This window comes from Streptomyces sp. NPDC001153, assembly GCF_053598315.1.
This window is the reverse complement of record NZ_JBSFJZ010000040.1, coordinates 87,969-100,362: the sequence shown is the minus strand read 5'-3', so window position 1 is coordinate 100,362 and position 12,394 is coordinate 87,969. Positions and strand designations below refer to the sequence as shown.

At 69.8% G+C, this 12,394-nt stretch carries 7 protein-coding genes, 1 tRNA gene and 2 pseudogenes; 4 read left to right on the top strand and 6 right to left on the bottom strand.

From position 1 onward, the window contains the following. A pseudogene (locus ACWDEN_RS35890) lies at positions 1-405 on the bottom strand (hypothetical protein); the annotation flags it as partial. 73 nt (positions 406-478) lie between these two features. Between ACWDEN_RS35890 and ACWDEN_RS35885 the strand changes: the two are divergent. Next, positions 479-1,486 (top strand): tyrosine-type recombinase/integrase, encoded by a 1,008-nt coding sequence (locus ACWDEN_RS35885; RefSeq protein WP_450862100.1) that lies wholly within the window; start codon positions 479-481, stop codon positions 1,484-1,486. A 153-nt stretch (positions 1,487-1,639) separates the two neighbouring features. On the opposite strand, the gene ACWDEN_RS35880 is transcribed toward ACWDEN_RS35885, so the two are convergent. The 4 genes and pseudogenes from ACWDEN_RS35880 to ACWDEN_RS35865 form a co-directional block, all read right to left on the bottom strand. Further along, positions 1,640-1,747, bottom strand: a tRNA-OTHER gene (locus tag ACWDEN_RS35880). Positions 1,748-1,815: 68 nt separating this feature from the next. Then, positions 1,816-2,810 (bottom strand): annotated as a pseudogene (locus tag ACWDEN_RS35875) (SulP family inorganic anion transporter); the annotation flags it as partial. A 466-nt stretch (positions 2,811-3,276) separates the two neighbouring features. Beyond that, a complete protein-coding gene (locus ACWDEN_RS35870) occupies positions 3,277-4,107 on the bottom strand; it encodes a class II glutamine amidotransferase (protein ID WP_351615326.1) in 831 nt (276 codons plus the stop codon). 298 nt (positions 4,108-4,405) lie between these two features. Continuing rightward, complete coding sequence (locus ACWDEN_RS35865) at positions 4,406-4,996, bottom strand: hypothetical protein (RefSeq protein WP_450862098.1); 591 nt, start codon at positions 4,994-4,996, stop codon at positions 4,406-4,408. Positions 4,997-5,469: 473 nt separating this feature from the next. Between ACWDEN_RS35865 and ACWDEN_RS35860 the strand changes: the two genes are divergently transcribed. Together ACWDEN_RS35860 and ACWDEN_RS35855 are read left to right on the top strand one after the other, a co-directional pair. Beyond that, a complete protein-coding gene (locus ACWDEN_RS35860) occupies positions 5,470-6,726 on the top strand; it encodes a cytochrome P450 family protein (protein ID WP_351615320.1) in 1,257 nt (418 codons plus the stop codon). Positions 6,727-6,956: 230 nt separating this feature from the next. Continuing rightward, a complete protein-coding gene (locus tag ACWDEN_RS35855) occupies positions 6,957-9,188 on the top strand; it encodes a bifunctional glycosyltransferase/CDP-glycerol:glycerophosphate glycerophosphotransferase (RefSeq protein WP_450862096.1) in 2,232 nt (743 codons plus the stop codon). Between the two features lie 12 nt (positions 9,189-9,200). On the opposite strand, the gene ACWDEN_RS35850 is transcribed toward ACWDEN_RS35855, so the two are convergent. Beyond that, positions 9,201-10,814, bottom strand: a complete 1,614-nt coding sequence (locus ACWDEN_RS35850; protein WP_450862094.1) for a glycosyltransferase family 2 protein — start codon at positions 10,812-10,814, stop codon at positions 9,201-9,203. 153 nt (positions 10,815-10,967) lie between these two features. On the opposite strand from ACWDEN_RS35850, the gene ACWDEN_RS35845 reads away from it, so the two are divergent. Continuing rightward, positions 10,968-12,305: a protein kinase domain-containing protein gene (locus tag ACWDEN_RS35845; RefSeq protein ID WP_450862092.1), complete on the top strand. Its 1,338-nt coding sequence runs from the start codon at positions 10,968-10,970 to the stop codon at positions 12,303-12,305. Positions 12,306-12,394 lie beyond the last annotated feature (89 nt).

The window sequence follows — 12,394 nt, the reverse complement described above, 5'->3', positions numbered from 1 at the left end:
ACTCTTCGGGATAAGGCTTGGGCACAGCGACATCCTTCCCACCAGCCCCATAGGGCAAGCCAGTTCAGATGTCACCCGATCGTGCGGCAGACCCATGTGAGGATCTTTTGCTAAGCGTTGCTGCGCAGGCGTCAGTTGACGCGGGGCAGCGTGCCCGTTCTCGACTTGCTTCGACCCTCCGATAAGGAGGGCGAACCGTGCCTTCACGTCGCTCGCAGCTTGGAAGAGCAGTGTGTCCAAGGCGCGTTGGATCTCTGCTGTTGGGACCAATGCTGGGTCTGCGCTCCACGCGGCGACAGTCCTGGCCGACGTCCCGAGGCGGCCGGCGAACCCTTCGTTGGTCTCGCGAAACGCCCTCTTCAGCGCGCTTGCGTTCTGGCCGGTCCAGGCGCCAACAACGTCCATCCTCACCCCTTGTTGTCACTGGCCTGCACTGCGACCGCACTGCGACTGCACTGCCGTGAAGGACACCAAAGGCATGCCCGACGTCAGAGACGTGCGACAGGCCCTATATAGTTGGGCGTTCAACAAGAACCGCTGGGCCGAGGAGACCCCCGCTGACGTGGCCAGAGTGTTGGAGTGGTTCAAGCGCAAGTCGCTGCCCACGTCAGCCCTGTCGGATCTCCTGCTGGCGCGGGCCGCTCTCAACGCCGTGTCCCTGAAACTGGACGGGACAACCGCAGCGGCAGGAACCATCAGCCGAAAGCGCGCGATCTTCTACAACTCGCTGGAGTACGCCGTAGAGGCCGAACTCCTCGCCGACAACCCGCTCATCCGCATCAAGTGGAAGGCGCCGGAGCAGGTTGTAGAGGAAATCGACCCCGAGTGCGTGCCGAACCCCGAACAGGCGGCCAAGCTGCTGGCCGCCGTACGGGACCAGAGCCCGCGGGGCCGTCGGCTGGTGGCGTTCTTCGGCTGCATCTACTACGCGGCTGCGCGGTCGGCAGAAGTCATCGGTCTGCGGCGCCGTGATTGCGACCTGCCCCGGCGCGGGTGGGGGCTGCTCCGACTGAGGGAAACTCGCCCCCGCTCCGGCGCTGCCTGGACGGACAGCGGTGAGGCGCACGATAAGCGGGGGTTGAAGCACCGGCCCCGGCGAGCCGTCCGCCACGTACCGATTCCGCCCGAACTGGTCGCTCTGCTGCGGTGGCACCTCACCGCGTACGGCACCGCCCCGGACGGCCGCGTGTTCCAGACCATGCGGGGCGGGTTGGTCCAGGACACGGGCTACGGGGAGGTCTGGGCCGAAGCCCGCTCGCGGGCTCTGACTCGTGGCGAGTTCGAATCGGTCTTGGCCAAGCGCCCGTATGACCTTCGCCACGCTGCGGTGTCCACCTGGCTCAGCTCCGGGGTGGAACCCCAACTCGTGGCGGAGCGCGCCGGCCACAGCGTGGCGGTGCTCTTCCGGGTATACGCCAATTTCCTCAAGGACGGCGACGAGGCAGCGAACGCCAAGATCTCCGCTCGCCTGCGGCAGGCCGGGTGACGGGCCAGAAATCCCGTCCACGCTCCGTCCACACACATCGAGATGGGGCGTTCGAACGCGAGACAGCGTGAGACAGTCCGCTGATCACCCGGGGATACGACAAGGGCCCGGTGACCTGCTGTTCTCGCAGGTCACCGGGCCCTTGTTCCCGTGTGGCGGCGCCAGGATTCGAACCTGGGAAGGCTGAGCCGGCAGATTTACAGCACCGACAGCGCGACGGCGATCGCGATGCCCGGCAGGACGCCGAGCAGCGCCACGCCGAGGAAGGCCGTCATGGACAGCAGGAACTCGGTGCGGCGCTGCCGCCACAGCCGTACGCTCCCGGGCACATCGGCCAGGGACAGGGACGCGGTGATGACCACGGCGGCAAGAGCGGGCTGGGGCAGGTTACGGAACAGGCCCGGGAGCAGTACCAGCATCAAGGTGATGAGTGCGGCGCCGATCAGCCCGGTGAGCTGGCTTTTCGCGCCGGCTCGCTCGGCAACCGGGTGCGGGAGCCGCTCGTGCTGACGGGGAAGCCCTGGAAGAGCCCCGCCGCGAGGTTGGCGACACCGATTCCCTCCATCTCCTGATTGCCGCGCACCTCCTGTCCGGTCCGGGCGGCGAAGACCGACGCGTTGGAGATCGTGTCGGCCAGGGACACGAGGGCGATACCCAGGGCTCCGCCGGCCAGCGGCGCCAGATCTTCGAGCCGGACGTGCGGGACGGTGAGCGGCGGGAAACCTTCCGGCAGTACACCCACGAGGCTCACTCCGCGCGTGCCGAGGTCGAAGGCGGTGGCGGCACCGATGGCCAGCACCACCATGACCAGGACCGCCGGCACCTTCGGCAGCAGACGCTGCAGTACCAGGATGACCGCGATGCCCGCGACTCCGACGGTGGCCGCGGCCGGTACCACGGCACCTTCGGACAGCTTCTCGACCAGCCCGACGCACTGCCCCACCACAGTGTCCGCCTCGACCTTGAAGCCGAGCAGTTTGGGCAGCTGACCGATCAGGATGGTCAGTGCCAGGCCGTTCATGTAGCCGATCATCGTGGGCTTGGAGAGCAGATGGGCGACGAAGCCGAGCCGTGCCACCGAGGCCAGCAGCATCACGGCGGCCACCATGATCGCGAGCATGGAGGCCAGGCCGACAGCCCGGCTCGGATCTCCGCCCGACGCGACCAGCGGCAGCACGGTGGCCGCGATCATGGGGCCGAGCGAGGAGTCGGGGCCCAGGACGAGGATCCTCGAAGGGCCGAACACCGCATAACCGAGCAGACACAGAATCGAGGTGTAAAGGCCGGTGATCGGCGGCAGGCCCGCGAGTTCCGCGTACGCCATGCCCTGCGGGACCAGCAGTGTCGTCAGGACGACTCCGGCGATCACGTCTTTCGGCAGCCACTCGCGCCGATACGAGGACAGCGCACGGAGTCCGGGAACGGCCCGCAGCCAAAGCGCCGCTCCGTGCGTACGGGCAGGACCGCTCTTCATGGCCGTTGTTCCCCTCTGACCGGTCGGCTCGCCGGATGGCGTCACCTCTGGCCCCCGTTCATCTGTTTGCTGTCGAAGCCGGTTTGCAGGTGACTGCGGCACTGGGCCGGACAGCGCTGCCGGCCCGGTACGGGGTTCTCCTCCGGCAGCGAGTTCGGCCCGTCCGTGCGGAGCAGCTCCGCAGCCCGGGCCGTGGACGGTCCCCTGGCCGGATCCACATACGAAGGCGGCGGCGACATGATCCGGGGAGAGGACGGACCACGTGGTGCACGTGCCATGGCCTGTGACCGGCGGCAGGTCGTGCGTAGCACGCGGTTCAGGAGCGCGGCTTGAAGGCGTGGAGCGCGTCCCGGCCTGGCTGGACGATGGCGTAGCTGCTCTCCGGAACTGCGTTCCAGGCCCCTGAAAGGTCGCCCAGCGGCTCGGAGGCGACGAGGCGTGTCTCGTCCGAGATCTCCTGCAGGAACGCGGTGTCCGGGTGCAGCGATCGCAAAGCGTCCACCCTGGTACTGAAGTACAACGACCGTGAGACGCTCTCGCTGGAATAGCGGAAGGCCCACAATTTCTCACCGTCGGCCACGGCGACCGTCATCTGCAGAGGGTGTTCCACGCCGTACCGGTGACCCGTGCCCTCGATCAGACCGGCCATGTGTGCGACGGCATCCGGCGGATCGTCCGCCAGGCCGAACGTCAGGGCCAGGTGGAACATGAGCTCGGAGTCCGTGGACCCTTCGATGTCGGCGAAGAGGGCGGGGTCGACGGCCAACGCGAGGTCACGCCTGAGCCGGTGGAACTCGTTGATCATGCCGTTGTGCATCCACAGCCAGCGGTCCTTGCGGAAGGGATGGCAGTTGGTCTGCTGAACGGCTGTTCCGGTCGTGGCCCGGATATGGGCGAAGAACAGACCCGAGCGGACGTGGTGGGCGACCTCCTGGAGATTGCGGTTGTTCCACGCCGGGCCGACGTCGCGCAGAACCGCGGGCGTAGCCAGGTCCTGGCTGTACCAGCCGACCCCGAAGCCGTCACCGTTGGTGGTCTCCACCCCCAGGCGGGAGTGCAGGCTCTGATCGATCAGGCTGTGTTCCGGCTGGAACAGGACCTGGCTGAGCAGGACCGGGGTGCCCGAGTAGACGATCCAGCGGCACATGTCCGAACCCCACCTCTCTCTGGCGGTGGACGGGGACCCCGTTGTGTTCTGCGCGGCACGGTGGATGCTGGTCTCGGAAGGAGGGTGCTGCCGCCTGTGGAGTGCGGACGGGAGCATGGTTTCCGCCGTCGCGCCGCCGACCGGTCCCGGGATGCCGGGCGGCTCCACCGGACACGAGGGACCACTGCCGCCGTGCAGCCGGGTCACCACAAGTATGAGCCGTCCGGGCGGTTGCGGCATGCCCGGGTTGCTCCTCCACACCGCGCGGAGCGCATCGAGAGGACTCGGGAGCTCGATGTCAGTGCTGTGAGCGAAGAGCGCGGTGCTCGGCGAACTCATGTCCGACGACGGCGCCGAGGTGGATGACCACGCCCACCGCCACCAGCCAGGACAGGATGACCATGACGACGCCCACCGGGCCGTATTTCTCATTGTTGGCCACGATCGTTTCGGAGAAGAAGCGGGAGGAGAACCACCCGAGGCCGGTCCAGGCGACCCCGGTGGCCACGGCCGCAGGCAGGACGAAGCGCCAGGTGACCGCTCCGGTGAGCAGCAGCCTCATGGTCCCCCACCAGAAGAACAGCGCCAGGACGAACCCGGACAGGGTGCTCAGTCGCGGTCCGAGTGCTGCGCCGATCCCGGCCCGGGCCGCGCTGTAGGTGACCAGCGCGGCCAGCCACACGAGCTGAGCCCCCAGATCCCGCCACCAACGTGGTGGCACGCCGAAGAGGAACTGGTACCAGCCCTGCAGAGTGCCGGCCACGGCGACTGCCCCCGCGATCAACAACAGGGAGCTCACCAGGTTGAGGGTGCCCGACCCAGGATTGGGTTTGAAGAGACCGGCCACGGCCTGGGCCGCCTGCTCGTTCAGTCCGAGCCATCCCGCCATGACCAACGCTGCGTCCTGGCCGAACGCGGCCGTGACAAGGATCAGAAACGGGAAGAAGCAGAGGAACGCAAGCGACGCCAGCTGAAACGAATGGCCGAAGAAGTCCGCCGCGCTGAGGCGTCCCCACAAACGTCCCGCCGCACTTGCCTCCAGGCGCCCGCCCGCCGCCTGCCACGCGCGGTACAGCCGAGTCCAGCATGAGGCCGTGCAGCGGCCTTCATCCGGCGATCTCCTCCACATACGCACATCAGGCAGTACACCGTGCTGCGCGGCCGGTGTCCCGCAGGCTCGAGAGGCGTCGGCGTACCGAAAGCGGAACGCGAGGCTGGAGCTGCCGCGCCCCGGCTTCGGAAGTCAGCCGGGCCGGACGGGCCGGGCCCCCGGCCGAAGCGTCCCGGGGGACGGACTTGTACAACCGGCCTTCGACACCGCACTGTTGGCCGGTATTCGATCACACGGTCAGGAGTCCCGGTTTGTCCTCCCGCACCCCCTCGCCCGCCCACGTCGTCGACCCCGTCGGCGGCTGCCCGCACGCCCTGAACGCCGACCTGCGGTCCCGGGGGCCCGTTGCGGACATCGTCCTGCCCGGCGGCGTACCCGCAGCGGTCGTCCTGGGGCACGACGCGCTCAAGGAGTTCCTCTCCCACCCCGACGTGGCCAAGGACGCCCGCCACTGCCCGGCCCTGAACGACGGCACGATCCCCGCGGACTGGCCGCTGCGGGTCTTCGCCAACGCCCAGGGCATGCACACCGCCGACGGCGCCGACCACCGCCGGCTGCGTTCCCTCGTCGGCAACGCCTTCACCGCCCGCCAGGTGGAGCGGCTGCGGCCGCGCATCGAAGAGCTGACCGCCGGCCTCCTCGGCGACCTGGGCCGGGCCGCCGACGAGGACCCGGACGGCATCGCGGATCTGCGCACCCACTTCGCGCTCCCGCTCCCGATGAGCGTCATCTGCGAGCTGCTCGGCGTGGACCCCGAGCACCGCGGCCGGCTGCACGACCTCACCTACACGGTGGTCATCGCCACCGACACCACCCCGGCGGAGGTGATGGCCGCCGTACGCGAACTCGTCGAACTGCTCGGCACGATCGCGGCCGCCCGCCGGGCCGCCCCCGGCGACGACCTGACCAGCGCCCTGATAGCCGCCCGCGAGGACGGCGGCGACCGGCTCAGCGAGGCCGAACTCATCGGCACGATGCGCCTGATGCTGGTCGCCGGCCACGAGACCACCCTCAACCTGATCAGCAATGCCGTACGGGCACTGTGCACCCACCGTGACCAGCTGGCGCTGGTCCTGGACGGCAAGGCCACCTGGTCGGACGTGGTGGACGAGACGCTGCGCTGGGACGGCCCGGTCAGCTGGTTCCCCTTCCGCTACCCCACCCGCGACCTGGTCCTCGGCGGCACCGTGATCCCGCAGGGCACCCCGGTCCTCGCCGGCTACACCGCCGCCGGGCGCGACGAGGCCTTCCACGGCCCGGACGCCGACCGCTTCGACGTCACCCGGCCCGGCGCGGCCCGGCATCTCTCCTTCGGCCAGGGCGTGCACTACTGCGTGGGCGCTCCGCTCGCCCGCCTCGAGGCCACGATCGCCCTGGAACGGCTCTTCACCCGCTTCCCGGACCTCGACCTCGCCGTCCCCGAGGCAGAACTGCCCCGCCAGCGCAGCTTCATCGGCAACAGCGTCGAAGCGCTCCCGGTCCGCCTGGTCCGCCCGGTCCGGCGCTGAGGCGCGTATCGCTTTCCGGTATGTCCGATTCGCCTGCTTACCTCGCCCTGGACGACCGCACTGGTAGTCCTACATCACGTAGGGCTACTGTGTGCTCGAGGAGCTGCCGCGTTCCCCTGTGAAGGGGCGCCTCGGTGTGTCGCCAGGCAGGATGGTCATCGGATCGGTGCCGCATATACGTCTTCGGCACAGCGAGCCGCAGCGCACAAGTGCACTTGTCTGGAGACCATGTGGCAACGACCGACACCCCGGCCATGCAACCGTCCGAAGAGGTACTCATCAGTATCGTCCTGCCCGTCTACCAGGTGCAGGAGTATCTGCCGGAGTGCCTCGACTCGGTCCTCGGGGCGTCTCAGTCCTTCCAGGGTGTTGAGGTCGTGGCCGTGGACGACTGTTCCCCTGACGCCAGCGGTGCCCTTCTCGACGAGTACGCGGCCCGGGACCAGCGGCTGCGCGTGGTCCACCTGCCGCAGAACGTCGGCCTCGGCCGAGCGCGCGGCGAGGGACTGGCGCGGGCCCGTGGCGACTACGTGTGGTTCGTCGACAGCGACGACCGGCTGGCCGACGGGGCACTCGCAGCGGTCGCAGAGCGGCTGAAGCGGACCGAGCCGGACGTGCTTCTCGTGGACCACGCCCTCCTCGACCCGGAGGGAGGCCTGGAGCGCAATGTCCGTGCGCATCTGTTCCGGGACGCCCCCGAGACGTTCACGCTCGCGGAGCGCCCGGGCACCATGGACCTCGTCATGACCGCGTGGAGCAGGGTGCTGCGCCGTGACTTCCTGCTGGGCCTGGACGTGGAGTTCGGGCACGGGTACTACGAGGACATCTCCGTCACCTACCCCACCCTGCTCGCCGCGCGCCGGCTCAGCATGCTCGACCGTGTCTGCTACCACTACCGGCGTGGGCGTCAGGGAGCGATCACCAACACCTCCAGCCCGAAACACTTCGATCTCTTCGGCCAGTACGAGCGGATCTTCGACTTCGTCGACCGCGAGGCCGAGACCGCCGAGCCCTTCCGCAGGGCGGTGTTCGACCGGACCGTACGACATGCGACGACGGTGCTCGCCACCCCCGGACTCGTGCCGGAGACGATGCGGCGCGAGTTCTTCCGGCAGACGTCGGAACACTTCCGGAGGTTCCGGCCACGCGACTACTCCCACCCGTCCGGGCTGCGGGGCCTGCAGTACCGGCTGGTGGAGCGGGGCGCCTACTCCGCGTACGCGGCCCTGGAACCGGTGAACCGGCTTCGTCTCACCCTTCGTACCACCCTCGGCCGGGCCCGCCGTACGGCACGGCGGGCACCCCGGCTCGGGGCAACGGCGCTACGGCGGGCCTACTACCGCGCCTGCCTGCAGCTTCCCGTCGACGACCGCCTTGCCGTCTACGCCGCCTACTGGAACCGCGGTTACGCCTGCAACCCCGCGGCCGTCTACGAGAAGGCCCGCGAGCTCGCGCCCGGCATCCGCGGGGTGTGGGTGGTCGCCAAGGACAGGACGGGATCCATCCCGCCGGGGGTCGAGTACGTGGTGGACGGATCGGCACGATGCCTGCGCACCATGGCCCGGGCCAAGTATCTGGTCAACAACGTCAACTTCCCTTATGACCTGCCCAAGCGGCGCGGCGCGGTGCTGGTGCAGACACAGCACGGCACCCCCCTGAAGAAGATGGGCACCGACCTGCGGGACCACCCCGCAGCCGCACGCGGCATGAACTTCGACCGGCTGGTGGAGCAGTGCGGGCGATGGGACTTCCTGGTCTCGCCCAACCCGCACACCACCGAGGTGTTCACCAGGGTCTACCCCGGCGGCTACGAGGTGCTGGAGACGGGCTATCCGCGCGTCGACCGGCTGGTCAACGCCTCGCTCGACGAGGTGAACCGGGTGCGGGACGCACTGGGCATCGCCCCTGGACAGACCGCGGTCCTCTACGCGCCCACCCACCGCGACCACCAGGACCAGGCGGCGCCCCTGCTCGACGTGCGGCGGTTCGCCGACCAGCTCGGTGACGACCATGTCCTGCTGGTGCGTGCGCACTACTTCGACACCCCCGGGACCGTCCCGTCCCGGGGCGTCGTGGACGTCTCCTCCCACCCGTCGATCGAAGACCTGTGCATCGCCGCCGACGTGCTGATCACCGACTACTCCTCGGTGATGTTCGACTACGCCGCCCTGGACCGGCCGATCGTGATCTACGCGCCCGACTGGGAGACGTACCGCCGCGCACGAGGCGTCTACTTCGACCTCCTCGCCGAGGCGCCCGGAGCGGTCGCCACCACGCAGGAGCAACTCGCCAAGGTCTTCCTCGGCGGCGAGTACGCGGGGCCGCACATGGCCGAGCGGCGCTCCGGGTTCCGGGCACGCTTCTGCCCCTACGACGACGGGCACGCGGCCGAACGCGTGGTGCGCCGTGTCTTCCTGGGAGAGCCGGCCAACGAGAACGGGCCGGCACAGGCGGGCAGTTGACCTCGTCGCCGCTCAGCTGCGCACGCGGCGGGCGAACCGTCCCGCGACCACGCGGCGGATCCCGGAAAGGCCGTCCGCGACGCGCACGGCGAGGCAGCCACTGTTGGTGGCGTACGGCTGGAGCAGCAGCACCCGTCCCCGACGGCCCATCCGTACCAGCCGCCTGAGGCCGGATCCCGCACGAAGCGGCCGCGTGGCCGACTCGCCGTCCCGGAAGGTCAGAGTCACCCAGGCATCCCAGGTGGTGATCGTGCCGCCTTCACAGAGCGCCGCCACGTCCGCCGTGACGACGGCACGCCAGCCATGCCCGCCCGGCTCGGCTGCCCACTCGGCCTCGTACCGGTGTGCCGCGCCCGTGACCCGGTGCCGCAACTCGACGGTCGCCCGCTCCGGGCCGGCCTGCGCGGTCCTGCCGTAGAGGTCGGCCAGCCGCAGTTCGAGCACGAGCCGGCGACCCGCACCCACGTTCCCGACGACGTGGAAGGGCAGCAGCGAGACAGGAGCGTCGTCGAGACCGTCGAGCACGATCTCGCCCGTTCCCTCGGGGGCGGAATCCGCCTCGTCCCACAGCGGTCGCCCCGCGTCACCGGCGTACGGCGGCGTCAGCCGCGGCGGGTCGGCCGCCAGCTCGGACAGCCGCCGGATGTCCACGGCAGCACGCTCGCGCCCGAGCAGCACCTCGGTGCGCCAACGGGCGGCGGGAGTGGCCCGGCGCACGGCCTCCGCCTCGAAGGCGCCCACGTGCTCGCGGGCGATCCGCCACCAGTGGTCCTGGTACTCCGGCGTGCGCTGCGGCAGTTCGCGCAGGTAAACGGCGAGATCGAACTCGAGGAATTTCGTCTGCGCGGCGATCAGCAGATCCTGGTCGCCGCTGTCCCGCATGATCTCCATCACCTGCTGATGGGCGGTGACCCGGTCCTGCCAGTTCTGGATCCGGTCCCGGCGCAGCGAGATCGAAGCCTGGCCGGTGCCATAGCGCACATGCCAGATGTAGACGGTTTCGGGAGTGACGGCGAAGCGCGGCCCGGCCGCGTAGACACGCGCGGTGAACACGAAGTCCTCGTAGTGCGCCGCGCCGTCGGGGAAACGGATCCGGTGGGACAGCAGGAAGTCACGGCGGTAGATCTTGTTCACCGACAGCGTGTCCCACAGCGTCCGCGGGCGCGCGGCCACCCCGTCGTGCACCGACTCCGTCGTGAACAGCTGTTCCTGCCAGGGGATCTCACGTCCGCCGGGCAGCTCGCGCCGGACGCACAGTCCTGCCGCCACATCGGCGTCGTGCCGGAGTGCGACGGCGAGGAGCGTGTCCACGGCCTTCGGCGGAAGCACGTCGTCGCTGTCGAGGAAGACGAGCCACGGGTGGCGGGCCGCGTCGATACCGTCGTTGCGCGGTGTGCCGCAGCCGCCGCTGTTGACCGCACGGCGTACGACGCGCACGCGCGGCTCGGTGGCCGCGATCTGTCCCAGTACGCGAGGGGTGTCGTCGGTGGAAGCGTCGTCCACGACGACGACCTCGCCGACCGCGTCGCCCTGTGCCAGAGCCGAGGCCACCGCCTCCGCGACGTGCTCCACGTCGTTGTAGGCGATGACCACCACCGTCACCGTCCCGTCGTTCGCGCTGGACAACTCTGCTCCTGATCGTGCGGTCGTGACAGGCACCCTGCTCCGTTGACGGAGCGGAGGACCCGGTGGGCGGCACCCGATGACTCCTACATTATGTAGGACTGGGCTGATGGGCCTCCGGCACCGGGTGCGGCACGGTGCGGGGCACGCCTGCCGATGAGGAGGTTCCCGGCTCACAGAGATCCCACAAGAACCGCCCCTACGGTGCCTCGGCGGAAGTCGGCAACGAGGGGGAGCACCGTGGATCGTTCACGTCGTCTGGGCGGACGCTACCGTCTGGAACAGGTCCTGGGCCAAGGGGGGATGGCCGAGGTATGGCTGGCGTACGACGTGCTGCTGTTCCGCCAGGTCGCCGTGAAGACGCTCCGGCCGGAACTGGCGGCCGATGCCGAACACTGGGCGCGTTTCCGCCGTGAGGTCGTCTCGGCTGCCCTGTTGGGCCACCCGTCCGTCGTCGCCGTCTACGACGCGGGCGAGGACACGATCGACGGCCACCTCGTGCCGTACCTCGTGATGGAGTACGTCAAGGGCGCCACGCTGCTCCAATTCGTGCGCGAGGCACGGATCACCGGACCCGAGCACGCCCTGGAACTCACCGCCGGCGTACTGGAGGCGCTCGATCACGCCCACCGCCACGGCATCGTCCACCGGGACATCAAACCGGCGAACGTCATGCTCTCCCACGAGGGCGCAGTGAAGGTGACGGACTTCGGCATCGCCCGCTCGGTGGATCGGGCGGGTACGACCCTCACCCGCACCTCGGTGGTGGTGGGCACGGCCGAGTACCTCTCGCCGGAGCAGGCCCGGGGCGAGCAGGTGGACGTCCGCACCGACCTGTACTCGACCGGCTGCCTGCTGTACGAGCTGCTCACCCGCCGCCCCCCGTTCACCGGTGACACCCCGCTGGCCGTGGCCATGAAGCACCTCTCGGAACCACCGGTGCCGCCCTCCGCCCACGCCCCGCAGCTGCCCGCCGCCTACGACACCCTGGTGCTGCGCGCGCTGGCCAAGGACCGCGCGGACCGGTACCAGACCGCCGAGGAGATGCGCGACGCCATCGGGACGGTGCTGGCAGGCCGTGCCCCGACGGTCACCTCGCCGCTGCCGGCCCCACCTGCGACGGTTCGGCACACCCAGCTGCCGCCGCCCCGGGATGCCCGGAAGGAGCCGCCCGTGCGCCGACGGCGCATCCGCCGGTCACTGCAGGCGGCGGCGGTGCTGCTGGCGGCCGCCGTGGGCACCTGCGTGATCACCGGACCCCGCGCCGCTGCTCGCCCCCGGGTCGCGGCACCCTCGCTCATCGGCGAGACGATGACCGAAGCCCGATCGAGCGCCCAGGCACTCGGCGTACGCGTCCAGCCCCTCCGGCACCGAGCGTGCCCTCACCCCGGCACGCCCGCCGGCCGGGTATGCGAGCAGACACCCTCGCCCGGCAGCCACGTGCCGCGTCACGCCATCCTGCGGGTCACCCTGTCTCCCGGCGCACCTCAGTAGAGGTAGAGCGTCACCTCCTGCAGAGGGCGGGCGAACGGCGGCACAGCGACCGCCGAGTGAAACACACCACGGCCATGACCGTAGGCACG